Genomic DNA, 26,167 nt, shown 5'->3' on the forward strand with positions numbered 1-26,167 from the left:
ACCAAAGAGAGGACACAATGCAGGGTTCTGTGACAGAGTTTCTAAAACCGCGCCTGGTTGATATCGAGCAAGTCAGTTCGACGCACGCCAAGGTGACCCTTGAGCCATTAGAGCGAGGCTTCGGCCATACTCTTGGTAACGCACTGCGCCGTATTCTGCTTTCGTCTATGCCGGGTTGTGCGGTAACAGAGGTTGAGATTGATGGTGTACTGCATGAGTACAGCACCAAAGAAGGTGTTCAGGAAGATATCCTAGAAATACTGCTCAACCTTAAGGGGTTGGCGGTAAAAGTTCATGGTAAAGATGAAGTTATTCTTACTTTGAGCAAATCTGGCATTGGCCCTGTTATTGCAGCCGATATCATCCATGACGGTGATGTCGAAATCGTCAAGCCGCAGCACGTTATCTGCCACCTTACAGACGAAAACGCATCTATTAATATGCGTATCAAAGTTCAGCGTGGTCGTGGTTATGTGCCGGCTTCTGCCCGAATTCATTCGGAAGAAGATGAGCGCCCTATCGGTCGCCTTTTAGTAGACGCGTGCTATAGCCCAGTTGAGCGTATTGCTTATAATGTGGAAGCAGCTCGTGTTGAACAGCGTACCGACTTGGATAAGCTGGTAATCGAGATGGAAACTAACGGTACTATCGATCCAGAAGAATCGATTCGCCGTGCAGCGACTATCCTGGCTGAACAGCTTGAAGCTTTTGTTGACTTACGTGATGTTCGTCAGCCAGAAGTTAAAGAAGAGAAGCCAGAATTCGATCCTATCTTACTGCGCCCAGTAGACGATCTTGAATTGACTGTCCGCTCTGCTAACTGTCTGAAGGCAGAAGCAATCCACTACATCGGTGATCTGGTACAGCGTACTGAAGTTGAATTACTTAAGACGCCTAACCTTGGTAAGAAATCTCTTACTGAGATTAAAGACGTACTGGCGTCGCGTGGTCTATCTCTGGGTATGCGCCTTGAGAATTGGCCACCTGCAAGTATCGCTGATGAATAAGATCACAGGTTAAGGTTTTACTGAGAAGGATAAGGTCATGCGCCATCGTAAGAGTGGTCGTCAATTGAACCGCAACAGCAGCCATCGTCAGGCTATGTTTCGTAACATGGCAGGTTCTTTAGTTCGTCATGAGATAATCAAGACAACTTTGCCTAAAGCGAAAGAACTGCGTCGCGTCGTTGAGCCGCTGATTACTCTTGCCAAGACCGACAGCGTAGCTAATCGTCGTCTGGCATTCGCCCGTACTCGTGATAACGAAGTCGTGGCAAAACTGTTTACAGTATTAGGTCCGCGTTTTGCGAGCCGTGCAGGTGGTTACACTCGTATTCTGAAGTGTGGCTTCCGTGCTGGTGACAACGCTCCAATGGCTTACATTGAGCTTGTTGACCGTGCTGATTCTGAAACAGAAGCAGCAGCTGAATAATTTAATTATTATTTAGTGAAGCGAATAAAAAGACCGGATTTTTTAATCCGGTTTTTTTATATCTATTGGAAAACGCTATTCACAAGATATAAAGGTTTCTCTTTTTATATTTTATTTTTGCATTCCTCTTTACTTTCTTTTGTGTTGTATCATATTTATTTTCTGCTGTTTCACCATACTGCTATTTTGTAATATAAGCTTCGCACTATATTTCAATTCTATTCTTTTGGTTATTTGCTATGCTTATTCATAATTAACAATGGAGGATGGTCCATGTATCGTATTGGGCAGGTTGCAAAATTAGCAAATGTAACAACAGATACAATCCGGTTTTATGAAAAACAAGGATTGATGGATCATGATAGACGCACAGAAGGTGGTTATCGCCTATATACTGAGCAAGATCTCCAACGTTTACGTTTTATTCGTTATGCAAAAGAGTTGGGTTTTACATTAGATGCTATTACTGAACTCCTTTCTATTCGTGTTGATCCTGCCCATCATACTTGTGTTGAATCAAAGCATATTGTTGATGCAAGACTAGCTGAAGTTGAAATTCGCTTGAAAGAGATGGAGCGAATGCGAGATTCATTAAAGATGTTGAGTAATGCGTGTTGTGGTAGTGCTCATGAGAGTACATATTGTTCAATTCTAGAAATACTTGAATCTGGAGCTACAAAGCAATAATATCTGTATCGTATTATTTTTTTATGTTCTTTAACAATTTAAGAGGTTTTTATGTCTAGCAAATATCAGCACCAAAAAGGTGTTATTAAAGATAATGCTTTAGCTGCGTTGGTTCACGATCCTTTATTTAGACAACGTGTAGAAAAGAATAAGAAAGGGAAAGGTAGTTTTATGAGAAAAGCGAAACATAACAAGAAGGGTAACTGGGAGGCCAGTGATAACAAAAGATTCTTTCAATTGTTATCACTGGCCTTTTAGTTTTTATTTCTGCTGATTTTTTAATAAATCGCGGATCTCTGTTAATAGAGTTTCTTCGGCCGATGGGGCAGGTGGTGCTTTCGGGGCTTCTTCTGCTTGACGGCGTGTTTTGTTAATTAATTTAATCGCACAGAAAATAGCAAATGCAACAATAGCAAAGTCGAAAACAGTTTGAATAAACATACCGTAATTTAGTACAACGGCTGGAACATCCCCACTTGCATCTCTTAATACAAGGCTAAACTGTTTAAAATCAATACCACCAATTAATAGTCCTAGTGGTGGCATGATGATATCTGCAACCAGTGATGAAACAATCTTACCGAAAGCTGCACCAATGATGACACCGACAGCCATGTCAACAACGTTGCCTTTCATTGCAAATTCACGAAACTCTTTGAAAAAAGACATAACCACCCCTTATTTATCTAAGTATAGATTTATTATGTAAAAATATAGTATCTAACATGATAATAGTAGACCATTATAAGTAACAATCACTATTATTCTTATTTCTACGTAATCGTTATAAGAAAAATGGACTAGGTTGGAAAAGCTTTTCAACTTCAGGAACATATTTTTTATCTGTGATAAACATAATCACATGATCGCCCTGTTCTATAGAGTGGCTTGCATTTGCAATAATGACATCTTCATTTCTGACAATTGCCCCAATAATAGTACCTGGTGGCAGTTTGATATCTTGTATACGACGACCAACAACTTTTGATGTATTCTCATCACCGTGAGCTACAGCTTCAATTGCTTCAGCAACACCGCGGCGTAATGATGAAACACTAACAATATCCGCTTTGCGAACATGACCTAAAAGTGCAGAAATAGTTGCTTGCTGTGGTGAAATTGCAATATCAATAACGCCACCTTGAACTAAATCAACATAAGCACTGCGCTGAATGAGGACCATTGCTTTTTTTGCTCCCATTCTTTTTGCTAACATAGCAGACATAATGTTTGCTTCATCATCATTAGTCAGCGCGATAAAGACATCGATTTGTTCTATATGTTCTTCTGCAAGAAGCTCTTGGTCTGATGCATCACCATAAAAAACAATTGTGTCATGAAGAAGTTCAGCTAGTTCTGTTGCACGCTGTTGATTATGTTCAATAAGTTTGACGCTATAATCTTTTTCCAATCTTGCTGCTAAACCTGCCCCCACATTACCACCACCCACAATCATAATGCGTTTATATGGTTTTTCTAATCGTTGTAATTCACTCATTACAGCACGAATATGCTGAGATGCGACAACAAAAAAGACCTCATCTCCAGCTTCTATGATAGTGGAGCCTTGAGGACGAATAGGCCTATCTTGACGAAAAATTGCAGCAACACGAGTATCAATATGTGGCATATGATCTCGTAATGTTGATAAAGCATTACCAACAAGGGATCCACCATAATAGGCTTTGACGGCAACGATACTGACTTGGCCTTCTGCAAAATTGACCACTTGTAACGCGCCAGGGTATTGAATAAGTTTATAAATATAATCAATAACTAAATGTTCTGGTGATATTAAATAATCAATGGGAATAGCTTCAGGTAAAAATAGTTTATCTGCTTCTCGAACAAATTCTGAAGCACGTATACGTGCAACTTTATTTGGTGTATTAAACAAGGTATAGGCAACTTGGCACGCTATCATGTTGGTTTCGTCAGAGTTGGTAACTGCAACCAACATATCAGCATCTTCCGCACCTGCTTCTCTCAAGATCCTTGGGTGAGAGCCATGCCCATTGACTACTCGTAAATCGAATTTATCTTGAAGTTGGCGTAAACGATCTGCATTAGTATCAACGACAGTAATATCATTATTCTCCCCGACAAGATTTTCAGCGAGAGTACCACCGACTTGACCAGCGCCTAAGATAATAATTTTCATCGTAATTTCTCAGAGTATTCGATTAACAAATAGAAAAGAAACGCAAGATCTTGATGATCTTGCGTTGAAATAGTAGCGTCTTTTAGATCCGATATCATCTTTTATCACAGGATCATATTTTTCTGATCAATGCATAAAAGAAACCATCGCCACCTTCCTCTTCTGGTAAACATTGATGTTGGTAATGGCATTGTGCATCTTTAGTTGATGTCAAAAATGCTTCAATTTGTTGTATGTTCTCTTCTGGAAGAATAGAACATGTAGCATAAACGAGTGTGCCACCGGATTTTAGGTATGGCCAAATAGCATGAAGAATTTCTTTTTGAATTTGAGCTAATTGCTCAATATCGTCATTACGACGAAGCCATTTGATATCAGGGTGACGGCGAATAACCCCGGTTGCTGAACATGGTGCATCAAGTAAAATGCGATCAAATTGCATACCAGCGCACCATTGTTCTGGATAACGTCCATCACCACTTTTGACGATTGCATTGAGTTTTAAACGAGTAAGATTTTCTTGTACCCGTTTCAAACGTTGTTCATCAATATCTACGGCTAAAACTTGAGCCTGGGGCGCTATTTCTAAAATATGAGTTGTTTTTCCCCCTGGTGCCGCACATAAATCGAGAATTTGTTCTTTATTTTCTGGTGCTAATAATTCAGCGCAACGTTGAGCTGAGCGATCTTGAATTGTTACCCAGCCATCTGCAAATCCTGGAAGAAGGTTGACGTTACATGGACTTTCTAAACGGATAGCAAAAGGATGGCTGTCATCAGCAATGGCTGAAATCTCATTATCTGTCAATAATACCAAATACTCTTCCCGTGAATGGTGTTGCTGGTTAACACGTAACCACATAGGTGGTTTTTGGTTATTGCCTTCAACAATACTCATCCATTGTTCAGGGTAAGCGCGCTTGATACGGGCAAGTAACCATGATGGATGAAGAAAACGACTTTCACTATTTTGAAAACGTTCATTAAGGATATCTTGTTGGCGTTGAAACTGACGTAACACACCGTTAATTAAGCCTTTTAACTGTGGTTTTTTTAGTGCAACAGCACCATTTACTGTTTCCGCGAGAGCTGCGTGGGGCGGAATACGTGTATAAAGAAGCTGATATAAACCCACCATAATGAGGTAGTGTAAAATGCGTTGTTTACCTTTTAGAGGTTTATCCATGAGTTGCTGAATAATCCATTCTAATTGTGGTAATGTGCGTAATACACCAAAGCAAATTTCTTGTAATAAAGCTTTATCTTTATCTGAGATATTTTTTTGAAGTTCAGGTATGACAGCACTTAGAGATAAGCCTTGATCTAATACCTGATTAATTGCTTTTGCTGCAATGCTACGTAAGTTGTATGACGTTTTCATAATGAGTCAACGTTTAATATTGAGCGCCAGAGAAGTGTTACATTGGCGTGAAAAAAGGAAAACCCTGATAAGCATAAGTATCAGGGTTTAGAATTATTATTGAATGATTTTCCCAGGAGTGAACCAATCTCGCTTGGAGTTTAGGAAATCAGCAGAAGCCATAGGCTTTTTACCCGAAGGCTGTAATTCAGTAATATTTAGAATACCGTTACCTGTCGCAATATAAATACCTGTTTTATCTGCTTTTAATAAAGTTCCTACAGGTTGATTTGTATCATCTGCAATAACGTGTGCTTTCCATACTTTTACTGGCTGTTCGTCTAGCATAAAGAAGCTCATTGGCCATGGGTTGAAGGCTCTTATACAGCGCTCAATTTGTTCTGCTGATAATGACCAATCAATTTTTGCTTCTTCTTTAGATAATTTTTGAGCGTAATTCGCTAAACTATCATCTTGTTTTTCGGCTTTTATTTTACCTGATGTAATCAGGTCTAGTGTAGTCGTTAGCGCTTTAGGGCCGAGTTCTGCTAGTTTTTCATAAAGTGACGCGCTAGTGTCTTCATTTGTAATTGGACATGATGCTTTATACAGCATATCACCTGTGTCTAAACCAACATCCATTTGCATAATTGTGACACCCGTTTCTTTATCTCCCGCCCATAAAGCGCGTTGAATAGGTGCGGCGCCACGCCATTTAGGAAGGAGAGAACCATGTACATTTAGACAACCTAAACGAGGAATTTCAAGAACAGCTTTAGGTAAGATCATCCCATATGCCACAACAATCATAATGTCAGCTTGTTGTTCTATAATCCATTCATGGTTCTCTTCTGGTTTTAAAGAGGCTGGTTGATAAACAGGAATATCATGAGTTAACGCCAGTTCTTTAACTGGGCTAATAGTCAGTTTCTTACCTCTTCCTGCGGGTTTATCTGGAGGAGTCATTACTCCCACCACACGATGTTGGGTTGATAACAATGCAGCTAAATGTCGAGCCGCAAAATCGGGTGTTCCCGCAAAAATAATACGTAATGAATCAGACACGTTTTCTTCCTGTTTCAATTTAACTGTTACTGTCCTGCTTTAGCTCTTTTTTTATCTAACTTGTCAAGTTTCTCAACTTTTTGACGGATACGTTGGCGTTTTAATGGAGATAAATAATCTACAAATAGTTTACCAACTAAATGATCCATTTCATGTTGAATACAGATAGCTAATAAGTCATCAGCTTCTAATTCAAAAGGCTGACCATTGTAATCAAGCGCTTTTACTTTTACGTGCTCAGCACGAGGAATAAAAGCACGTTGTTCTGGGATAGATAAACAGCCTTCTTCTATACCAGTATCGCCTTCGGCATCAAGAAGCTCAGGGTTTATTAATACCAGTCTTTGGTCTCTTGTTTCAGAGACATCAATGACGATTATGCGCTGGTGGATATCCACTTGTGTCGCAGCTAAACCAATACCTTCTTCTAAATACATCGTTTCAAACATATCATCGATGATTCTTTGAATTTCTGCATCAACTTTTTCGACTGGTTTTGCAATCGTGCGAAGGCGCTCGTCTGGATAATGTAATACGTGTAACACTGCCATAATTTATTCGGACTGTTTCTAAAATGTGAATAGGATTTAACGTCTATTCTAGACATTTATTATCTAGATTGACAGTATTTGGTGTGTTTAGCACTCATCCTGTTTGCTAAAAACAACATTAGGATAATGCTGCATGGATGCAAGAGAAATATGGATAAGGCTTAATGCTGTTTCAAGGTTACCGATTAATAAAGCAATTCAAATTGCAAAGTATTTACAATCAGTCTCACAACTAAATTATAGACAATTAAAAAGTTGTGGCTTGTCAGAACAGCAAAGTCATCAATTTTTAAGACTTCATGCAGATGCTGTCAATAATACATTAAAGTGGTTAGATAAAAATGAATCATCATTATTAACTATTACAGATTCAGATTACCCACCTTTATTAAAGCAAATATCATCACCACCGCTTTTGCTTTTTGTTGCAGGAAATCGAAAACATTTAATAAGCACACAAATTGCATTAATAGGTAGTCGAAATGCAACAGCATACGGCAATAAATGGGCGACTTACTTCGCACAAGAACTAGTAAAGAAAGAATTTACTATTACGAGTGGGTTAGCTCAAGGTATTGATGGAATAGGACATCGAAGTGCATTAAAGAATAATGGTGTCACTGTTGCAGTACTTGGAAGTGGTTTAGAACATATTTATCCCTCATTCCATCGTACTCTTGCAACACAAATAAAAGAGTCTGGCCTTCTAATTTCTGAACATTTACCAATGACTCCGCCTTTAGCTCGTCATTTCCCTCAACGTAATCGAATTATTAGTGGGTTAAGTGCTACATTGCTCATTATTGAAGCCGGGATTAAAAGTGGTTCTTTGATTACAGCCAACTATGCATTGCAACAAGGTAAGGAATTATTTGTTTTACCAGGGCTATTAGGGGATATTCATTTTGAAGGAAATCATCAACTGATTAAGCAAGGTGCAAATTTAGCATCTTCACCAGATGATATTTTAGAATATTTAAATAGTTCATTGCAGTGGCTTACTAGTGATTATGAATCTCCACAAGAGTCGATAGTCGAAAAGTTTATACAGGTTCCTGAGAATAAAAAAAAGGATGTTCAAATAGATCCACTGACACCAAATCAACAACAAGCAATTGATATGATATTACCCTTTTTACGTTTTAATGAAATAGTACCCATTGATGTTATTGCTCATGATAGTGGATTATCAACATCTGAATTAGCTCCTCTTTTATTAGAACTTGAGCTTATAGAAAAAGTCGTTATTGTGGCTGGTGGCTATACTCGATTGGAATAAGTGTATGAGGTAAAACAATGGCAAAAAATATGCCGTTTACACAGCACCCTAAACAGGAAAAATGCCCTGAATGTGGTAGTGAATTGGTCATGAAAAATGGTGGTCATGGCCCTTTTCTAGGATGTTCTGCTTATCCTGAATGCCACTATATAAAAACATTAAAGCCGCAAGGTGATGGTCAAATTATAAAAGTATTAGAAGGGCAACCTTGTCAATGTTGTGGCGCAGATTTAGTGTTGCGCCAGGGTAAATTTGGAATGTTTATTGGTTGTAGTAATTACCCAGAATGTGAACACATAGAACAAATTGATAAACCAGATGAAACTATTATTCCTTGTCCTCAATGTGAAAAAGGAAAACTATTACAACGTAAGTCTCGGTTTGGTAAAACATTTTATGCTTGTAACCAATATCCAGAATGTCAATTTGTATTAAATAATAAACCTGTTAATGGCGAGTGTGAGTATTGTCATTATCTATTATTGATGGAAAAAAGGTCTTCTCAGGGAGTAAGATTAGTGTGCGCCAGCAAATTATGTGGGAAGCCGCAAACAAAAAGAGAAGAACATGAATAACGAAGTATCACCTGTAAACAACACTATTATAGAAGCACTACAAAATAATAAAGTTATCGCATATCCAACAGAGGCTGTATTCGGGGTCGGTTGTGATCCTGATAGTGAACACGCTGTTATGGACTTATTAGCATTAAAACAACGTTCAATTGAGAAAGGATTAATTTTAATTGCTGATAATTATGAGCAACTAAAACCTTACATTGATGATAGTGCATTAACACATACTCAGCGAGACAGAATGTTTGCATCTTGGCCAGGGCCAGTTACATGGGTTATTCCTGCCAAATCAACGACACCAAAGTGGTTAACTGGCAAGTTTTCTTCTTTGGCTGTGAGAGTGACTGACCATGCGATTGTTAAAGAGCTATGTTTAACTTATGGAAAACCTTTAGTTTCGACTAGCGCTAATTTAAGTGGATTGCCACCATGTCGTACGGTTGAAGAAGTAAGAGAACAATTTCAGGATATCATTCCTATTGTTGAAGGCGATGTTGGCGGTAGACAAAATCCTTCTGAAATTCGAGATGCATTAACGGGTGAACTATATCGACAAGGGTGATTTTGATGGAAAAATATTTAGTGATGGGAAATCCTGTCGAACATAGCCAATCACCTTTCATTCATCAGTTTTTTTCAAAACAAACTGGAATAGAGTATGGCTATGGACGTTTACTTGTTCCTTTGAATGAATTTGATAAAACAGCGTCTCAGTTTTTCGCGAATGGGGGACGAGGTGCTAATGTTACCGTCCCTTTTAAAGAAGATGCTTTTCGTTTTGTTGATAAATTGACAGATAGAGCAAAAGGATGTGGTGCTGTTAACTCTATTGTTAAACTGGATGATGGCACACTTCTTGGTGATAATACCGATGGACAAGGGCTTATTTTGGATTTAGCCAGACTTGATTTTATTGTACCTGGCAAAGTTAGCTCCGTTTTGGTGATTGGCGCTGGTGGTGCAACGAGAGGAATATTGCTTCCATTACTTGATTATGATTGTGATATTACCTTGACTAATCGTACATTCGCCAAAGCTGAGCAACTGGTAAAAGAATTTGGTCAATTTGGTACAATTAGAGCGATAGTCCCCGAAGATGTTGCTGATAAACATTATGATTTAATCATAAATGCATCTGCATCTAGCATGATTAATGATTTACCACCTATCCCTAATGATGTTTATGGTTTTGAAACAGCTTGCTACGATCTTTATTATCAAGCAGGAATGACATCATTTTTATACAACGCATTAAAACATGGCAGCACACGTTTATCTGATGGATTAGGTATGCTGGTAGGGCAAGCAGCCTATGCATTTGAACTATGGTATGAGCGTGTACCAGATATTAATCCTGTTTTAACTGTATTAAGAGAAAAATTGAATCAATGAACCAGTCTATTCAATTTCCAGATCGTGAAACATGGCTAGCTGAGAGTAATAGTGTTCTGTTTCCTGTTATGATCAATGGAATGCTTTTTAATTGTCAAATTACAGAGCAAGAGCTTATTGAGCGTTTTGGTGTTGGAGACGGAATTTTATTATTTAAACAAAATCGTTGGGACATTGAAGAAGAATTTGAAGAGCTGATCACTGAATATGAGTTATCAACTCTTCATCCTATTTATTCTTTATCAATGGCTGATTGATGAGTATCTAAATAATTATTTTTCCACCCAACATAATTATTAGCAGAATAAATAAAGTGCTCTATTTCTTCTGATGAGAGTGGACGGATTTTTTTAACAGGACTACCTAAGTAAAGAAAACCACTCTCAAGCCGTTTTCCTGGTGGAACTAAACTGCCAGCACCAATCATGACATCATCTTCAATAATTGCACCATCAAGTAAAATAGATCCCATTCCAACTAACACTCGATTGCCTATTGTGCATCCGTGTAACATTGCTTTATGTCCAACAGTAACATTATCACCAATAATAAGAGGAAAACCTTCAGGATCATTGTGAGAAATATGAGTGACATGAAGAACGGAACCATCTTGGATATTTGATCTTTCTCCAATACTTATGTAATTCACATCACCTCGAATAACCACCATCGGCCAGATACTGACATCTTTACTAATGCGTACATCGCCAATGACTGTTGCAGTCTCGTCGATAAAAACATCTTTACCAATAGAAGGTGAAAGGTTTAAGTAGTTCCGAATTGTTGATTTCCCCATAATTTGCCTCGTACTTGATTTTGCTTTGTATATAAGAAAAGCATAGCAGTGGATAGGGGGAGTTGACGAGAGAATGCTCCTTGCTATTCGTTACTATGAAGATCGAAAATACGATACTAAAAGTAGAAGCAGAGCAATTAAGCATGATTGATAGAATATACCGAATAGACAATAAAAAGATAAGGCGTATATTTTTTGTACACAAAAAGTGTTTTTAGTATCAAAAATAGACGCAAAGTTCAAAAAGAGAACGAACAGAAAAAAAATTGAAATAAACACTTGCGCTAATCCGAGATCTCCCTATAATGCGCATCCACTGACCGACGATGAGCTGACAACAGCCACGAAGGACAGCGAAGAGAAAAGAAAAAAGTTTGAAAAAACTCTTGACTCTTCAGAGGAATAACGTAATATACGCCTCCTCGCAACAACGCAGAAGACCGGAAACGGCAGCGAATGTTGCACTGCTCTTTAACAAATTATCAGACAATCTGTGTGGGCACTCACAGAGACGATATCTTCTAAAATATTAGATGTATCAAGTCTTGAAGAGTGAACAACAAAAGTAAATTCATTTATGAATAGCTAAGTTTTCGATTTCTTTGAGCATCAAACACTTTTAATTGAAGAGTTTGATCATGGCTCAGATTGAACGCTGGCGGCAGGCCTAACACATGCAAGTCGAGCGGTAACAGGAGAAAGCTTGCTTTCTTGCTGACGAGCGGCGGACGGGTGAGTAATGTATGGGGATCTGCCCGATAGAGGGGGATAACTACTGGAAACGGTGGCTAATACCGCATGACGTCTACGGACCAAAGCAGGGGCTCTTCGGACCTTGCGCTATCGGATGAACCCATATGGGATTAGCTAGTAGGTGAGGTAATGGCTCACCTAGGCGACGATCTCTAGCTGGTCTGAGAGGATGATCAGCCACACTGGGACTGAGACACGGCCCAGACTCCTACGGGAGGCAGCAGTGGGGAATATTGCACAATGGGCGCAAGCCTGATGCAGCCATGCCGCGTGTATGAAGAAGGCCTTAGGGTTGTAAAGTACTTTCAGCGGGGAGGAAGGTGATAAAGTTAATACCTTTGTCAATTGACGTTACCCGCAGAAGAAGCACCGGCTAACTCCGTGCCAGCAGCCGCGGTAATACGGAGGGTGCAAGCGTTAATCGGAATTACTGGGCGTAAAGCGCACGCAGGCGGTCAATTAAGTCAGATGTGAAAGCCCCGAGCTTAACTTGGGAATTGCATCTGAAACTGGTTGGCTAGAGTCTTGTAGAGGGGGGTAGAATTCCATGTGTAGCGGTGAAATGCGTAGAGATGTGGAGGAATACCGGTGGCGAAGGCGGCCCCCTGGACAAAGACTGACGCTCAGGTGCGAAAGCGTGGGGAGCAAACAGGATTAGATACCCTGGTAGTCCACGCTGTAAACGATGTCGATTTAGAGGTTGTGGTCTTGAACCGTGGCTTCTGGAGCTAACGCGTTAAATCGACCGCCTGGGGAGTACGGCCGCAAGGTTAAAACTCAAATGAATTGACGGGGGCCCGCACAAGCGGTGGAGCATGTGGTTTAATTCGATGCAACGCGAAGAACCTTACCTACTCTTGACATCCAGAGAATCCTTTAGAGATAGAGGAGTGCCTTCGGGAACTCTGAGACAGGTGCTGCATGGCTGTCGTCAGCTCGTGTTGTGAAATGTTGGGTTAAGTCCCGCAACGAGCGCAACCCTTATCCTTTGTTGCCAGCGCGTGATGGCGGGAACTCAAAGGAGACTGCCGGTGATAAACCGGAGGAAGGTGGGGATGACGTCAAGTCATCATGGCCCTTACGAGTAGGGCTACACACGTGCTACAATGGCAGATACAAAGAGAAGCGACCTCGCGAGAGCAAGCGGAACTCATAAAGTCTGTCGTAGTCCGGATTGGAGTCTGCAACTCGACTCCATGAAGTCGGAATCGCTAGTAATCGTAGATCAGAATGCTACGGTGAATACGTTCCCGGGCCTTGTACACACCGCCCGTCACACCATGGGAGTGGGTTGCAAAAGAAGTAGGTAGCTTAACCTTCGGGAGGGCGCTTACCACTTTGTGATTCATGACTGGGGTGAAGTCGTAACAAGGTAACCGTAGGGGAACCTGCGGTTGGATCACCTCCTTACCTAAGAGATACGTGTTATGTGTAGTGCTCACACAGATTGTCTGATGAAGAACGAGCAAAAGCGCGTCTGCGAAGCTGACTGAAGTCCCCTTCGTCTAGAGGCCTAGGACACCGCCCTTTCACGGCGGTAACAGGGGTTCGAATCCCCTAGGGGACGCCAATTGCGCGGTATGAGTGAAAGGCGTACCACACTATGTCTGATGAAAATCAGAGAATAGTTAAGATAATTTTAGCAAGTTATTTTAACTATTATGCTCTTTAACAATCTGGAACAAGCTGAAAAATTGAAAACAAATCAATATATCACCGAGGTATATTGATGAGTCTCTCAAAATCTCAAACTTTGAATGTGTTTTTCGACATCGAAGTGGGATGAGCGAGCAATTTACAGTTCGAGGCGGCCAGCGCACAGCCAGCGCAACATACATGAGTATGTGAGCATGGCGAGCACTGCCCAACGACGAAATGTAATCTGCACAGCCATCACCACCCAGACGTCTTCAAGAAGAAACACCTTCGGGTTGTGAGGTTAAGCGAATAAGCGTACACGGTGGATGCCTAGGCAATCAGAGGCGATGAAGGACGTGCTAATCTGCGATAAGCGTCGGTAAGGTGATATGAACCGTTATAACCGACGATTTCCGAATGGGGAAACCCAATATCCAATGGATATTATCATGACGTGAATACATAGCGTCATGAAGCGAACCGGGAGAACTGAAACATCTCAGTACCCCGAGGAAAAGAAATCAACCGAGATTCCCCTAGTAGCGGCGAGCGAACGGGGAACAGCCCAGAGTCTTAATCAATAGCAGCATCAGGAGAACGGTCTGGAAAGTCCGGCAGTAAAGGGTGATAGCCCCGTATCTGAAGATGCTGTTATTGTGAACTCGACGAGTAGGGCGGGACACGTGTTATCCTGTCTGAATATGGGGGGACCATCCTCCAAGGCTAAATACTCCTGATTGACCGATAGTGAACCAGTACCGTGAGGGAAAGGCGAAAAGAACCCCGGCGAGGGGAGTGAAAAAGAACCTGAAACCGTGTACGTACAAGCAGTAGGAGCCCCATCACTCAAGTGCCTTGCACTGAGTGATTGGACAAACCACTCGAAAACAGCGAAGCGTTTACCTACAAAATGGATTGATTATTTCAAGCCGTCGCGCAGTGTACATAGAAGTACACGAGCAACGGAAGTTAAAAAATCGAGCCAGTTTGACAGTAAAAGCAAGCGGGACATTTGAGGATGGGGTGACTGCGTACCTTTTGTATAATGGGTCAGCGACTTATATTCTGTAGCAAGGTTAACCGTATAGGGGAGCCGTAGGGAAACCGAGTCTTAACTGGGCGAATGAGTTGCAGGGTATAGACCCGAAACCCGGTGATCTATCCATGGGCAGGTTGAAGGTTGGGTAACACTAACTGGAGGACCGAACCGACTAATGTTGAAAAATTAGCGGATGACTTGTGGATGGGGGTGAAAGGCCAATCAAACCGGGAGATAGCTGGTTCTCCCCGAAAGCTATTTAGGTAGCGCCTCGTGAACTCATCTTCGGGGGTAGAGCACTGTTTCGACTAGGGGGTCATCCCGACTTACCAACTCGATGCAAACTGCGAATACCGAAGAATGTTATCACGGGAGACACACGGCGGGTGCTAACGTCCGTCGTGAAGAGGGAAACAACCCAGACCGCCAGCTAAGGTCCCAAAGTCATGGTTAAGTGGGAAACGAAGTGGGAAGGCTCAGACAGCCAGGATGTTGGCTTAGAAGCAGCCATCATTTAAAGAAAGCGTAATAGCTCACTGGTCGAGTCGGCCCGCGCGGAAGATGTAACGGGGCTAAACCATGCACCGAAGCTGCGGCAGCGAACGTATCACTTAAATTTGTTTGAGTGAGAAACGATTGACGGAACGAAGAGACGTCAATGCGTCCATTAAAGTCGAGGCGAAAGCCAGATAAGCGAATTTAAGGATACGTTCGTTGGGTAGGGGAGCGTTCTGTAAGCCTGCGAAGGTGTACTGTGAGGTATGCTGGAGGTATCAGAAGTGCGAATGCTGACATAAGTAACGATAATGCGGGTGAAAAACCCGCACGCCGGAAGACCAAGGGTTCCTGTCCAACGTTAATCGGGGCAGGGTGAGTCGACCCCTAAGGCGAGGCTGAAAAGCGTAGTCGATGGGAAACGGGTTAATATTCCCGTACTGGTGGTAACTGCGATGGGGGAACGGAGAAGGCTAGGTTGTCCGGGCGACGGTCGTCCCGGTTCAAGCATGTAGGCAGAGTGATTAGGCAAATCCGGTCACTTAATGCTGAGGTGTGATGACGAGCCACTAAGGTGGTGAAGCAATTGATGCCCTGCTTCCAGGAAAAGCCTCTAAGCTTCAGGTTACCAACAATCGTACCCCAAACCGACACAGGTGGTCAGGTAGAGAATACTCAGGCGCTTGAGAGAACTCGGGTGAAGGAACTAGGCAAAATGGTGCCGTAACTTCGGGAGAAGGCACGCTGGCGGTAAGTGAAGTCCCTTGCGGACGGAGCCGAAGCCAGTCGAAGATACCAGCTGGCTGCAACTGTTTATTAAAAACACAGCACTGTGCAAACACGAAAGTGGACGTATACGGTGTGACGCCTGCCCGGTGCTGGAAGGTTAATTGATGGGGTTATCCTTAGGGAGAAGCTCTTGATCGAAGCCCCAGTAAACGGCGGCCGTAACTATAACGGTCCTAAGGTAGCGAAATTCCTTGTCGGGTAAGTTCCGACCTGCACGAATGGCGTAATGATGGCCAGGCTGTCTCCACCCGAGACTCAGTGAAATTGAACTCGCTGTGAAGATGCAGTGTACCCGCGGCAAGACGGAAAGACCCCGTGAACCTTTACTATAGCTTGACACTGAACATTGAGCCTTGATGTGTAGGATAGGTGGGAGACTATGAAATGTGGACGCCAGTCTGCATGGAGTCAACCTTGAAATACCACCCTTTAACGTTTGATGTTCTAACCTAGGTCCATAATCTGGATCGGGGACCGTGTCTGGTGGGTAGTTTGACTGGGGCGGTCTCCTCCTAAAGAGTAACGGAGGAGCACGAAGGTTGGCTAAGCATGGTCGGACATCATGCGGTTAGTGCAAAGGCATAAGCCAGCTTGACTGTGAGAGTGACGGCTCGAGCAGGTACGAAAGTAGGTCTTAGTGATCCGGTGGTTCTGAATGGAAGGGCCATCGCTCAACGGATAAAAGGTACTCCGGGGATAACAGGCTGATACCGCCCAAGAGTTCATATCGACGGCGGTGTTTGGCACCTCGATGTCGGCTCATCACATCCTGGGGCTGAAGTAGGTCCCAAGGGTATGGCTGTTCGCCATTTAAAGTGGTACGCGAGCTGGGTTTAGAACGTCGTGAGACAGTTCGGTCCCTATCTGCCGTGGGCGTTGGAAGATTGAGAGGGGTTGCTCCTAGTACGAGAGGACCGGAGTGAACGCACCACTGGTGTTCGGGTTGTCATGCCAATGGCATTGCCCGGTAGCTAAGTGCGGAAGAGATAACCGCTGAAAGCATCTAAGCGGGAAACTTGCCTCGAGATGAGTCTTCCCTGTCACCTTGAGTGACCTAAAGGAACGTTTAAGACTAAGACGTTGATAGGCTGGGTGTGTAAGCGTAGCGATACGTTGAGCTAACCAGTACTAATGAACCGTGAGGCTTAACCTGACAACACCGAAGGTGTTTTGTCTGAGAGACAAAAAGTAGATGAAGTAGGCTTGTTTAAGATTGAAATTGCTGGCGACTAACCGAAAGGGAAAGCGCGGGTAATAAAACAGAATTTGCTTGGCGGCCATAGCGCAGCGGTCCCACCTGATCCCATGCCGAACTCAGAAGTGAAACGTTGTAGCGCCGATGGTAGTGTGGGGTCTCCCCATGTGAGAGTAGGGAACTGCCAGGCATTAAATTAAAGCATTAGTGTTGGAAAACATTAATCGCGAAAAGAATACGCGGAGCGGTAGTTCAGTTGGTTAGAATACCTGCCTGTCACGCAGGGGGTCGCGGGTTCGAGTCCCGTCCGTTCCGCCAACTATTTAGGGGCGTAGTTCAATTGGTAGAGCACCGGTCTCCAAAACCGGGTGTTGGGAGTTCGAGTCTCTCCGCCCCTGCCAGTTACCAATTAAGTAATAACAAAATTTATACTTCTTTGTAGCCCAGTTAATTAACTGGGCTTTTTGTTATCTATCATCCTCTAAATCGCTTTCTTTCTGAGCATTTATTATGCTCTATCCTAACAAACTGACTACACATATTTCCCTATATCAGCATATCAGTATGACACTATTATTATTTATTCTAATTAATGAAAAATAAGCTTAAATTCTACTGTGATCCATTGATAACTATAGAGAAATCTAAGCTTTATTGTTGGTTTATAGGCTGTTTTAATAACTGTTGTATTAATGCTTGTTGATCACTGTTATTTAGCCAAACAGCAAATAAAGGTTTTTGAACAATATCTGTTGAGGCTGGCATAAGATCAGAATAAAGATCACGCCAATGTGTGGGAAGAAAAGCAACAGCATGTGTTGTTTTCATTAATTGATAGGCAATAGTTGCTGAATTAGTGGTTAAAACAGGATCAATTTTTTGCTCTGTTCCATTTGGAAGAAAGGACTGAAAATCTGCACTCCACTCTATTTTGATAAATTGTGCTATTTCCTCTGTTCTATCTGATTTTATTCTCATCAACTGAAAAGTAATATTACCAATAATTTTACTTTCTAATTCATCCATCTTGGGTGCTTCAGTTGTAAAAAGAAGATCAAGTTCTCTTGCATGAAGTTGTTTTACAAGAGATTGCCTCGTAGAGACTCTAGATTCGATTCTGAGCTCTTTTCTTTCTAGATAAGATTCCTGTAACCAAGATGTTAGATAAGCTTCCCAGAGTGATGCTGTGGCGCCAATTGATAACTCAGAATGTTGAGATGCATGGCTAATTTCTTTTTTAGCTAAAAGCCATGTATTCATTAACGATTCAGCATAAGGAATAAGCCTTTCACCAGCAACTGTGAGGCGGATATTATTGCGGTGGCGGGTAAACAGATTTGTGCCTAATTGTGTTTCTAATTGCCGTATTCTAAAACTAACCGCAGATTGCGTTAAATAAAGAGATTCAGCGGCTCGGCCAAAGTGTCTAGTCTTACTGACTTCCAAAAAGGTTTTCAGTAATTCGGTATCCACATCTATCTCCAAAAAAATTTGTCGTTACGATTTAAATATTTTGTTTTACAGAACCGCATGACTATCTAATACTCCGCGCCATAAGTATGACGATAGAGAATTAGGAGTGTGTCAGATGGCAGAAAGTTTTATCACGACTAATCGTTTTTTTGACAATAAACATTATCCGCGTGGTTTTTCTCGTCATGGCGATTTCACTATCAAGGAATCCCAGATATTGGAACGTCATGGTCAAGCCTTTAATGAACTTGATCTAGGTAAACGAGAACCTACAACTGAAGCGGAAAAATTATTTGTTGCCATGTGTCGTGGCGAACGAGAAGCAGCAACGGTTGAAGAAAAAATTTGGAAGAAATATACCAGTCGTATAAGTCGTCCAAAACGTTTTCATACATTATCGGGTGGAAAGCCACAGCTCGATCCATCTGATGACTATACCGACTCTGATGATTAATATCATTAGTTTTAGTAAAAAGGGGCGTTTTTTCGCTCCTTTTTATTTATCCATCTAATTGCTTTTGTAAATAGATCATTAGCCTATCCATTGCGCGAAAGCTTAATGCTTCAATTAAATGATTTCTCTGTATTTTCTCTTCACCCGCAAGATCTGCAATTGTTCTCGATACTCTTAAGATTTTATGCCATGCGCGTATAGATAATCCTAATTTATTGAGTGTATCTTCAAGAAAAGTGGCATCACTGGTACTTAATGAGCAATAGCATTCAATTTCTTTTCCTGTTAGGTAAGTATTCACTTTTCCGCACCGTGAAAATTGTCGTTCTCTTGCTTGTAAAACTCTGGCTCTAATTGTCATGCTGTTTTCTGCCTCAAATGAAGGATGAATCAGTGTGCCTTGAGGAAGAAGGGGCATCTCGACCGATAAATCAAATCTATCTAAAAAAGGCCCAGAAACCTTGCTTAAATAGCGTAATATCTGTTTTATTGGTGCTCGATTATGATTACCTTGATAGTGCCCTGTTGGGCTTGGATTTAAAGCACCTATCAGTAAAACATTCGCTGGATAGCTTATTTTGGCTTTGGCTCGTGAAATAGTAATCTCTCTTGCATCAAGTGGCTCACGTAATGCATCAAGTACACGGCGTTCAAACTCAGGCAATTCGTCTAAAAACAAGATCCCATGATGTGCTAAGGTAATTTCTCCTGGTTTAGGGAGTGTTCCACCTCCCGTTAAAGCAACCGCAGATGAAGTATGATGCGGAGCTCTAAAAGGTCTTAAAGGCCATTTTCGTTCATTAAATGTGATTCCCCTTAAACTACTAATGACCAAGACATCAAGTGCTTCTTTAGGGGTTAAAGGTGGAAGAAGCGTACTTATTCTTTGTGCTAACATTGTTTTCCCAGTTCCCGGTGGGCCAAGAAATAAAATGTTGTGATTTCCTGCTGCTGTAATTTCTGCGGCTCTTTTTGCATTATTTTGACCAATTATATCGCTCATATCTTTATTATCTTGATTTTCAATTGCGTCATTAATAATAAATTCTTCAGCTTCAATTAATGGCGTATTATTTTCTAGATGATGACAAATTTCTAAAAGATGAGAGGCTAATAAAGCAGATCTATTTGGTAATAATGAAACTTCAGTCTGATGTTCTATTGATACAATACATATTCGATGATCTTTTGAAGCGCTAAGTATTGAAGGAATAATAGCGTTTACTCGTTGAAGTTTACCTGATAGTGCAAGCTCTCCAATAAACTCATAACGTTCTAATTTATTTGAGGTTAGCTGCTCTGATGCAATTAATATTGCAAGTGCAATAGGTAGATCATAACGTGCTCCTTCTTTGGGTAAATCGGCGGGCGAAAGATTAATTGTTATTCTTTTTGCTGGGTAAATATATCCACTATTAATTAATGCACTTCTTACTCTGTCTTTTGCTTCTTTAACGACTGTCTCAGGCAAACCCACTAATGTTAATCCAGGTAATCCTTGACTAATATGTGCTTCAATCGTAATAAGTGGTGCTGAAATTCCTAAAGAAGCACGAGTATATATTATTGCCAATGCCATTTTTTATTCTCCATTATTTTTAATCTTTTTAATTTATTTTTTCTTGCGTGTTAAATGGAGTATTAAATAAATGCGAGATAACTCTAAAATAAAATAACACATTGAAATATAATGAAAATAAATATTAAAATATAATTATTTTCAATAATATAAAATTAATTAAATATATATTTATCTTCAAAGTTTAAATAATAAAATTCAATAATGAAAAAAATAAAATAATAATAGCAATAACGGAGTTAATCACTATTAAATTAATTATTTTTAGATTAATGCTCTGTTGGTTGTTTTGATTATAAAAATATTTATAAAAATCATTGTGTTGAGATTATTTTTAAAATAAACGTTGTCAATTCTAAAATATCATGATAACTCTAAAAGGACAGAGTGAAAGAAAACACAACAAACATACATTTTAAATAAGAAAAGAAGTTATAAAACTATGAATACTATCGTCCTAGTGATTAGCCTAATTATTGTCAGCGTGGTGGTGATTATTAACCCACCGTGCGGGGCTGCACTAGGACGAAGAAAGGCTAACTAAACTAGCCGGATCTCTTAAAAACCCCCGCACCGAAAGGCGCGGGGGTTTTTTTTGAGCCTGAGTTTGAAAAAGAGATTAAATAGAAAATAAATTCAAATTAAACAAGAAGTTAAGATGGCAGGGTGAGAGAATGAATGGAGCACAGTGGTTAGTACAGGCATTACGAAAACAGCAAGTTGAAACCGTCTTTGGTTATCCTGGTGGTGCGATTATGCCTGTTTATGACGCACTCTATGATGGCGGTGTTGAACATATTTTATGTCGTCATGAACAAGGTGCTGCCATTGCTGCTATCGGTTTCGCCCGTTCTACTGGTACAACGGGGGTTTGTATTGCGACATCAGGCCCAGGCGCTACTAATGTTATCACTGGACTTGCTGATGCATTGTTAGATTCTGTGCCTGTTGTTGCCATCACAGGGCAAGTTGCCTCTGATTTAATTGGGACTGATGCATTCCAAGAGATTGATGTTTTAGGTCTTTCGTTGGCATGTACTAAACATAGTTTTTTAGTCTCATCTGTTGATGAATTACCAAGAGTGTTATCAGAGGCATTTTCTATAGCTTCTCAAGGCCGTCCTGGCCCTGTTTTAATTGATATTCCGAAAGATGTTCAATTAGCCGATGCTTCCCATTTATCAAATTATGAATTACCAGAGGAACAAGAATTTCCTTATCCAACACAAGAGCTAGTACAAGCTAAGCAGATGTTAGCACAGGCACAAAAACCTATTTTGTATGTAGGTGGTGGCGTTGCCATGAGCAATGCAGTCGAAGCATTAAGAGAGTTTGTAAAGCAAACTGAAATGCCAGTAGTTTCCACTTTAAAAGGGTTAGGCTGTGCCGATGCGTTAGATGCTAATTATTTAGGTATGTTAGGTATGCATGGCACTAAAGCGGCAAATTATGCTGTTCAGCGTAGTGATTTATTAATTGCTGTTGGTGCGCGTTTTGATGATCGCGTTACGGGGAAACTAAATACTTTTGCACCTAATGCCAAGGTTATCCATATCGATATCGATCATGCAGAATTAAATAAATTGAAACAGGCGCATGTTGCGTTATTGGGAGATGCTAAGGCGTTGTTGCCTGTTTTGTCTCAGCCATTATCTATCGCATCTTGGCAACAAGAAGTACAAGAATTAAAAACAGAACATGCTTGGCGTTATGATCATCCGGGCTCTGCAATTTATGCTCCTTTGTTATTAAAACAATTATCAGACGCCAAACCTAAAAATACCGTTGTGACAACAGATGTTGGCCAGCATCAAATGTGGTCAGCGCAACATATGACATTTGATGCACCTGAAAATTTTATCACCTCAAGTGGTTTAGGCACCATGGGGTTTGGTATCCCAGCGGCTGTTGGTGCTCAAATAGCTAGGCCAGATGCTTGTGTTATCTGCGTTTCAGGCGACGGCTCTTTTATGATGAATGTGCAAGAACTGGGCACAATCAAACGTAAACAATTACCAATTAAACTGGTGTTATTAGATAACCAACGTCTTGGTATGGTTCGCCAATGGCAAGAGCTATTTTTTGAACAACGTTATAGCGAAACAATTTTAACCGATAACCCAGATTTTGTTGCCTTAGCAAAAGCATTTGATATTCCAGGGCAACGTATTACAGAAAAAGCACAGGTTGTTGATGCAATTACATGTTTATTAGAGAGCGATGGCCCTTATTTATTACAGGTATCTATCGATGACGCTGAAAATGTCTGGCCTTTAGTTCCGCCGGGCGCAAGTAATGATGAGATGATGGAGAAATCAAAATGAACCAACACAATATCACAATTGAAGCCCGTTTTTGTCCAGAGATCTTAGAACGTATCCTGAGAGTTATCCGCCATCGTGGTTTTCATATATGCTCAATGAATATGAATATCACGGAAAGTAATAATATCAATTTAAGCCTGACTGTAAGCAGTCAGCGACCATTAGAACTTTTATGCAGCCAGTTAACAAAATTAGCTGATGTTGCAGGTATTCAAGTATCACATCAACAGAAAGAAAAATTACGATTCATGAGTGCACTCAGTGCCATGTAAGGATAAAAGAATGACAAAGCAAGCTGATTATATTTGGTTTAACGGTGAAATGGTTCCATGGGCTGAGGCAAAAGTACACGTTATGTCTCATGCATTACATTATGGAACTTCTGTGTTTGAAGGTGTGCGTTGTTATGATTCTCATAAAGGACCAGTGGTCTTTCGCCATCGTGAACACATGCAACGTTTACATGATTCAGCAAAAATTTATCGTATGCCTGTTGAGCAAAGTGTTGACGAATTAATGGAAGCATGTCGCGCAACTTTACGTAAAAACAAATTGGTCAGTGCTTATATTCGCCCATTAGTTTTCATCGGTGATGTTGGTATGGGGGTTAATCCTCCGGCTGGTTATAAAACGGATGTGATTATCGCGGCATTCCCTTGGGGAGCATATCTCGGTGAAGAAGCTTTAGATAAAGGTATTGATGCGATGGTTTCTTCTTGGCATCGTGCGGCACCCAATACTATCCCAACTGCAGCAAAAGCAGGCGGTAACTATTTATCATCATTATTAGTGGGTAGCGAAGCGCGTCGTCATGGCTATCAAGAAGGGATAGCATTAGATGTTCATGGTTATTTATCAGAAGGTGCAGGTGAAAACTTATTTGAAGTAAAAGATGGGGTTATCTTTACACCTCCATTTACTTCGTCAGCTCTGCCAGGGATCACTCGTGATGCCATTATTAAATTGGCAAAAGATCTGGGTTATGAAGTACGTGAGCAAGTGCTTTCTCGTGAGTCACTCTATCTTGCAGATGAAGTCTTTATGTCAGGTACCGCGGCAGAAATTACACCTGTACGTAGCGTTGATGGTATCCAAGTAGGTATCGGACGTTGTGGCCCTGTGACCAAAGCAATTCAAAAAGCGTTCTTTGGTCTGTTCACAGGTGAAACAGAAGATAAATACGGCTGGTTAGATCCAATCAATTCATAAACATAATCAAATAAATTTGTTTAGCGGGTAGATGTTCCCTACTCGCTTTCTTTATCGCAGGAGTGTGAAAAATGCCTAAATACCGTTCAGCAACAACGACACATGGTCGTAATATGGCTGGAGCCCGTGCCTTATGGCGTGCAACGGGAATGACTGATGCTGATTTTGGTAAACCCATTATCGCAGTTGTGAATTCATTTACGCAATTTGTACCAGGTCATGTGCATCTGCGGGATTTAGGAAAATTGGTTGCTGAGCAAATTGAAGCAGCTGGTGGTGTTGCTAAAGAATTTAATACCATTGCAGTTGATGACGGTATCGCAATGGGGCACGGTGGAATGCTTTATTCTTTACCATCGCGTGAGCTTATTGCCGATTCTGTCGAGTATATGGTTAATGCACACTGTGCTGATGCGATGGTGTGTATCTCAAACTGCGACAAGATCACTCCGGGAATGTTAATGGCGTCTTTACGTTTAAATATCCCAGTTATTTTTGTCTCAGGTGGGCCAATGGAAGCGGGCAAAACGAAGCTTTCAGATCAACTGATCAAATTAGATCTGGTTGATGCCATGATCCAAGGGGCAAATCCAAATGTTAGTGATGCTGATAGTGAACAAATTGAGCGATCAGCCTGCCCAACGTGTGGCTCGTGTTCGGGCATGTTTACTGCAAACTCCATGAACTGTTTAACAGAAGCACTGGGATTATCTCAACCGGGAAATGGCTCATTGCTTGCAACACATGCTGATCGTGAAACATTATTTATTAATGCAGGTAAGCGTATTGTTGAATTAACCAAACGTTATTATGAAAAAGATGATGAATCTGCATTACCTCGCAATATTGCCAAAAAAGAAGCCTTTGAAAATGCAATGATTTTAGATATTGCAATGGGTGGTTCGACAAATACGGTTCTGCATTTATTAGCAGCAGCTCAAGAAGGTGAGGTTGATTTCACTATGGAAGATATCGACAGACTTTCTCGCCAAGTGCCTCATTTATGCAAAGTGGCTCCAAGTACACAAAAATATCATATGGAAGATGTTCACCGCGCAGGTGGGGTTATGGGTATTTTAGGTGAATTAGACAGAGCCGAATTACTCAACCGTAACGTAGGTAATATCTTAGGATTAAGCTTGCCAGAAACGTTAGCACAATATGATGTGATGTTAACACAAGATGAGCAAGTAAAATCAATGTTCCAAGCAGGCCCTGCAGGTATTCGTACAACAAAGGCTTTCTCTCAAAATTGTCGTTGGCCAACCTTAGATACTGATCGTGAAAACGGATGTATCCGCAGTAAAGAACATGCTTATAGCCAAGATGGTGGATTAGCGGTGTTATCTGGTAATTTAGCGGAAGATGGTTGTATTGTTAAAACAGCGGGCGTTGATGAAGATAACTTGATCTTTAGTGGTCCTGCAAAAGTATATGAAAGCCAAGATGATGCGGTAGAGGCCATTTTAGGTGGGAAAGTCGTTGCTGGCGATGTGGTAATTATTCGCTATGAAGGCCCTAAAGGTGGCCCTGGAATGCAAGAGATGTTGTATCCGACCTCTTATTTAAAATCAATGGGATTAGGGAAAGCTTGTGCACTTATCACTGACGGGCGTTTCTCTGGTGGAACATCGGGTTTATCTATCGGGCATGTTTCACCTGAAGCGGCAAATGGTGGCGTCATTGGTTTAGTGGAAGAAGGCGATATTGTCTCTATCAATATTCCAACCCGAGAGATCTCATTAAAGGTAGATGATAAAACGTTATCAGCTCGTCGTGATGCACAAAATGCTCGAGGTGATAAAGCATGGACACCACAAAATAGACAGCGCCAAGTTTCGTTTGCCTTACGTGCTTACGCCTCTTTAGCCACCAGTGCCGATAAAGGTGCGGTGCGTGATAAATCTAAATTAGGGGGGTAA

Annotated in this window: 23 protein-coding genes, 3 tRNA genes and 3 rRNA genes; 21 read left to right on the forward strand and 8 right to left on the reverse strand. The window is 41.1% G+C overall.

Annotated elements, in window-relative coordinates:
• Window positions 1–17 precede the first annotated feature (17 nt).
• The 4 genes from LG402_RS00780 (at window position 18) to LG402_RS00795 (ending at window position 2,376) form a co-directional block, all read left to right on the forward strand.
• Window positions 18–1,007 carry a DNA-directed RNA polymerase subunit alpha gene (locus LG402_RS00780; RefSeq protein ID WP_006535513.1) on the forward strand — a complete coding sequence of 330 codons (990 nt, stop codon included), beginning with the start codon at window positions 18–20 and terminating at the stop codon, window positions 1,005–1,007.
• A 37-nt stretch (window positions 1,008–1,044) separates the two neighbouring features.
• A complete protein-coding gene (gene rplQ / locus LG402_RS00785; RefSeq protein ID WP_004246940.1) occupies window positions 1,045–1,431 on the forward strand; it encodes a 50S ribosomal protein L17 in 387 nt (128 codons plus the stop codon).
• Between the two features lie 273 nt (window positions 1,432–1,704).
• A complete protein-coding gene (zntR, locus tag LG402_RS00790; RefSeq protein ID WP_069368787.1) occupies window positions 1,705–2,118 on the forward strand; it encodes a Zn(2+)-responsive transcriptional regulator in 414 nt (137 codons plus the stop codon).
• A 51-nt stretch (window positions 2,119–2,169) separates the two neighbouring features.
• On the forward strand, window positions 2,170–2,376 hold the full coding sequence (locus tag LG402_RS00795; protein ID WP_072071080.1) for an alternative ribosome-rescue factor A: 207 nt from the start codon (window positions 2,170–2,172) through the stop codon (window positions 2,374–2,376).
• A 3-nt stretch (window positions 2,377–2,379) separates the two neighbouring features.
• Here LG402_RS00795 and mscL read toward each other — a convergent pair whose 3' ends face one another.
• The 5 genes from mscL to def form a co-directional block, all read right to left on the reverse strand.
• Window positions 2,380–2,787, reverse strand: a complete 408-nt coding sequence (gene mscL, locus LG402_RS00800) for a large-conductance mechanosensitive channel protein MscL (protein ID WP_023583476.1) — start codon at window positions 2,785–2,787, stop codon at window positions 2,380–2,382.
• Window positions 2,788–2,902: 115 nt separating this feature from the next.
• Complete coding sequence (gene trkA / locus LG402_RS00805; RefSeq protein WP_036933204.1) at window positions 2,903–4,279, reverse strand: Trk system potassium transporter TrkA; 1,377 nt, start codon at window positions 4,277–4,279, stop codon at window positions 2,903–2,905.
• Between the two features lie 112 nt (window positions 4,280–4,391).
• Window positions 4,392–5,660, reverse strand: a complete 1,269-nt coding sequence (gene rsmB, locus LG402_RS00810) for a 16S rRNA (cytosine(967)-C(5))-methyltransferase RsmB (RefSeq protein ID WP_227336285.1) — start codon at window positions 5,658–5,660, stop codon at window positions 4,392–4,394.
• 96 nt (window positions 5,661–5,756) lie between these two features.
• The gene (fmt, locus tag LG402_RS00815) at window positions 5,757–6,704 is read right to left on the reverse strand and encodes a methionyl-tRNA formyltransferase (protein ID WP_166539180.1); all 948 of its coding nucleotides are present in this window, start codon (window positions 6,702–6,704) and stop codon (window positions 5,757–5,759) included.
• A gap of 26 nt (window positions 6,705–6,730) precedes the next feature.
• Window positions 6,731–7,255, reverse strand: a complete 525-nt coding sequence (gene def, locus LG402_RS00820) for a peptide deformylase (protein WP_109410203.1) — start codon at window positions 7,253–7,255, stop codon at window positions 6,731–6,733.
• Window positions 7,256–7,388: 133 nt separating this feature from the next.
• On the opposite strand from def, the gene dprA reads away from it, so the two are divergent.
• Genes dprA through LG402_RS00845 form a run of 5 tightly spaced genes read left to right on the forward strand, consistent with a single transcriptional unit; the run spans window position 7,389 to window position 10,758 of the window.
• Window positions 7,389–8,534 carry a DNA-processing protein DprA gene (gene dprA / locus LG402_RS00825; protein ID WP_109410202.1) on the forward strand — a complete coding sequence of 382 codons (1,146 nt, stop codon included), beginning with the start codon at window positions 7,389–7,391 and terminating at the stop codon, window positions 8,532–8,534.
• Between the two features lie 17 nt (window positions 8,535–8,551).
• Window positions 8,552–9,109, forward strand: coding sequence for a topoisomerase DNA-binding C4 zinc finger domain-containing protein (locus tag LG402_RS00830; protein ID WP_166539181.1), 558 nt, complete (start codon window positions 8,552–8,554; stop codon window positions 9,107–9,109).
• Entirely contained in the window at window positions 9,102–9,671 is a 570-nt protein-coding gene (gene tsaC, locus LG402_RS00835; protein ID WP_166539182.1) for an L-threonylcarbamoyladenylate synthase type 1 TsaC, read from the forward strand. Before LG402_RS00830 ends, tsaC begins: the two co-directional genes overlap by 8 nt.
• Window positions 9,672–9,676: 5 nt before the next feature.
• Window positions 9,677–10,501: a shikimate dehydrogenase gene (gene aroE, locus LG402_RS00840; RefSeq protein WP_166539183.1), complete on the forward strand. Its 825-nt coding sequence runs from the start codon at window positions 9,677–9,679 to the stop codon at window positions 10,499–10,501.
• On the forward strand, window positions 10,498–10,758 hold the full coding sequence (locus LG402_RS00845; protein ID WP_072071072.1) for a DUF1488 domain-containing protein: 261 nt from the start codon (window positions 10,498–10,500) through the stop codon (window positions 10,756–10,758). The genes aroE and LG402_RS00845 overlap by 4 nt, the downstream gene beginning before the upstream one ends.
• Here the strand turns inward: LG402_RS00845 and LG402_RS00850 are convergent.
• Window positions 10,734–11,297: a gamma carbonic anhydrase family protein gene (locus LG402_RS00850; RefSeq protein ID WP_109410197.1), complete on the reverse strand. Its 564-nt coding sequence runs from the start codon at window positions 11,295–11,297 to the stop codon at window positions 10,734–10,736. The two genes, LG402_RS00845 and LG402_RS00850, sit on opposite strands and share 25 nt — an antisense overlap.
• Before the next feature lie 620 nt (window positions 11,298–11,917).
• Here LG402_RS00850 and LG402_RS00855 point away from each other — a divergent pair.
• From LG402_RS00855 to LG402_RS00880, 6 genes are all read left to right on the forward strand, one after another.
• Window positions 11,918–13,460, forward strand: a 16S ribosomal RNA gene (locus LG402_RS00855).
• A gap of 84 nt (window positions 13,461–13,544) precedes the next feature.
• Window positions 13,545–13,620, forward strand: a tRNA-Glu gene (locus tag LG402_RS00860).
• 367 nt (window positions 13,621–13,987) lie between these two features.
• Window positions 13,988–17,164: ribosomal RNA gene (locus LG402_RS00865) — 23S ribosomal RNA — on the forward strand.
• A 116-nt stretch (window positions 17,165–17,280) separates the two neighbouring features.
• Window positions 17,281–17,396 (forward strand): 5S ribosomal RNA (gene rrf, locus LG402_RS00870).
• Together the 16S, 23S and 5S rRNA genes with 3 tRNA genes alongside form the textbook arrangement of a ribosomal RNA operon.
• Before the next feature lie 51 nt (window positions 17,397–17,447).
• Window positions 17,448–17,524: transfer RNA gene (locus LG402_RS00875), tRNA-Asp, on the forward strand.
• A 7-nt stretch (window positions 17,525–17,531) separates the two neighbouring features.
• Window positions 17,532–17,607, forward strand: a tRNA-Trp gene (locus tag LG402_RS00880).
• Window positions 17,608–17,857: 250 nt separating this feature from the next.
• Here LG402_RS00880 and hdfR read toward each other — a convergent pair.
• Window positions 17,858–18,679 (reverse strand): HTH-type transcriptional regulator HdfR, encoded by an 822-nt coding sequence (gene hdfR / locus LG402_RS00885; RefSeq protein ID WP_166540239.1) that lies wholly within the window; start codon window positions 18,677–18,679, stop codon window positions 17,858–17,860.
• A 115-nt stretch (window positions 18,680–18,794) separates the two neighbouring features.
• Between hdfR and LG402_RS00890 the strand changes: the two genes are divergently transcribed.
• Complete coding sequence (locus LG402_RS00890; protein WP_036939631.1) at window positions 18,795–19,133, forward strand: DUF413 domain-containing protein; 339 nt, start codon at window positions 18,795–18,797, stop codon at window positions 19,131–19,133.
• Window positions 19,134–19,179: 46 nt separating this feature from the next.
• Here the strand turns inward: LG402_RS00890 and LG402_RS00895 are convergent, their stop codons facing one another.
• Window positions 19,180–20,712 (reverse strand): YifB family Mg chelatase-like AAA ATPase, encoded by a 1,533-nt coding sequence (locus tag LG402_RS00895; protein WP_109410137.1) that lies wholly within the window; start codon window positions 20,710–20,712, stop codon window positions 19,180–19,182.
• Window positions 20,713–21,154: 442 nt separating this feature from the next.
• On the opposite strand from LG402_RS00895, the gene ilvL reads away from it, so the two are divergent.
• From ilvL to ilvD, 5 genes are all read left to right on the forward strand, one after another.
• Window positions 21,155–21,256, forward strand: a complete 102-nt coding sequence (ilvL, locus tag LG402_RS00900; protein WP_071788577.1) for an ilv operon leader peptide — start codon at window positions 21,155–21,157, stop codon at window positions 21,254–21,256.
• Window positions 21,257–21,386: 130 nt separating this feature from the next.
• Window positions 21,387–23,036 (forward strand): acetolactate synthase 2 catalytic subunit, encoded by a 1,650-nt coding sequence (gene ilvG, locus LG402_RS00905; protein ID WP_166540240.1) that lies wholly within the window; start codon window positions 21,387–21,389, stop codon window positions 23,034–23,036.
• The gene (ilvM, locus tag LG402_RS00910) at window positions 23,033–23,308 is read left to right on the forward strand and encodes an acetolactate synthase 2 small subunit (RefSeq protein WP_075674044.1); all 276 of its coding nucleotides are present in this window, start codon (window positions 23,033–23,035) and stop codon (window positions 23,306–23,308) included. Before ilvG ends, ilvM begins: the two co-directional genes overlap by 4 nt.
• A gap of 10 nt (window positions 23,309–23,318) precedes the next feature.
• Window positions 23,319–24,245, forward strand: a complete 927-nt coding sequence (locus LG402_RS00915; RefSeq protein WP_109410135.1) for a branched-chain amino acid transaminase — start codon at window positions 23,319–23,321, stop codon at window positions 24,243–24,245.
• 71 nt (window positions 24,246–24,316) lie between these two features.
• Window positions 24,317–26,167, forward strand: coding sequence for a dihydroxy-acid dehydratase (gene ilvD / locus LG402_RS00920; protein ID WP_227336286.1), 1,851 nt, complete (start codon window positions 24,317–24,319; stop codon window positions 26,165–26,167).

The organism is Proteus sp. NMG38-2 (genome assembly GCF_020640995.1).
In the GTDB taxonomy this organism is placed as follows: domain Bacteria; phylum Pseudomonadota; class Gammaproteobacteria; order Enterobacterales; family Enterobacteriaceae; genus Proteus.

Bases quoted from the DNA above. Each gene is read 5' to 3' on its own strand.
- LG402_RS00780 (WP_006535513.1), top strand. From the start codon at position 18: ATGCAGGGTTCTGTGACAGAGTTTCTAAAACCGCGCCTGGTTGATATC.
- rplQ (WP_004246940.1), top strand. From the start codon at position 1,045: ATGCGCCATCGTAAGAGTGGTCGTCAATTGAACCGCAACAGCAGCCAT.
- zntR (WP_069368787.1), top strand. From the start codon at position 1,705: ATGTATCGTATTGGGCAGGTTGCAAAATTAGCAAATGTAACAACAGAT.
- LG402_RS00795 (WP_072071080.1), top strand. From the start codon at position 2,170: ATGTCTAGCAAATATCAGCACCAAAAAGGTGTTATTAAAGATAATGCT.
- mscL (WP_023583476.1), bottom strand. From the start codon at position 2,787: ATGTCTTTTTTCAAAGAGTTTCGTGAATTTGCAATGAAAGGCAACGTT.
- trkA (WP_036933204.1), bottom strand. From the start codon at position 4,279: ATGAAAATTATTATCTTAGGCGCTGGTCAAGTCGGTGGTACTCTCGCT.
- rsmB (WP_227336285.1), bottom strand. From the start codon at position 5,660: ATGAAAACGTCATACAACTTACGTAGCATTGCAGCAAAAGCAATTAAT.
- def (WP_109410203.1), bottom strand. From the start codon at position 7,255: ATGGCAGTGTTACACGTATTACATTATCCAGACGAGCGCCTTCGCACG.
- dprA (WP_109410202.1), top strand. From the start codon at position 7,389: ATGGATGCAAGAGAAATATGGATAAGGCTTAATGCTGTTTCAAGGTTA.
- LG402_RS00830 (WP_166539181.1), top strand. From the start codon at position 8,552: ATGGCAAAAAATATGCCGTTTACACAGCACCCTAAACAGGAAAAATGC.
- tsaC (WP_166539182.1), top strand. From the start codon at position 9,102: ATGAATAACGAAGTATCACCTGTAAACAACACTATTATAGAAGCACTA.
- aroE (WP_166539183.1), top strand. From the start codon at position 9,677: ATGGAAAAATATTTAGTGATGGGAAATCCTGTCGAACATAGCCAATCA.
- LG402_RS00845 (WP_072071072.1), top strand. From the start codon at position 10,498: ATGAACCAGTCTATTCAATTTCCAGATCGTGAAACATGGCTAGCTGAG.
- LG402_RS00850 (WP_109410197.1), bottom strand. From the start codon at position 11,297: ATGGGGAAATCAACAATTCGGAACTACTTAAACCTTTCACCTTCTATT.
- LG402_RS00890 (WP_036939631.1), top strand. From the start codon at position 18,795: ATGGCAGAAAGTTTTATCACGACTAATCGTTTTTTTGACAATAAACAT.
- LG402_RS00895 (WP_109410137.1), bottom strand. From the start codon at position 20,712: ATGGCATTGGCAATAATATATACTCGTGCTTCTTTAGGAATTTCAGCA.
- ilvL (WP_071788577.1), top strand. From the start codon at position 21,155: ATGAATACTATCGTCCTAGTGATTAGCCTAATTATTGTCAGCGTGGTG.
- ilvG (WP_166540240.1), top strand. From the start codon at position 21,387: ATGAATGGAGCACAGTGGTTAGTACAGGCATTACGAAAACAGCAAGTT.
- ilvM (WP_075674044.1), top strand. From the start codon at position 23,033: ATGAACCAACACAATATCACAATTGAAGCCCGTTTTTGTCCAGAGATC.
- LG402_RS00915 (WP_109410135.1), top strand. From the start codon at position 23,319: ATGACAAAGCAAGCTGATTATATTTGGTTTAACGGTGAAATGGTTCCA.
- ilvD (WP_227336286.1), top strand. From the start codon at position 24,317: ATGCCTAAATACCGTTCAGCAACAACGACACATGGTCGTAATATGGCT.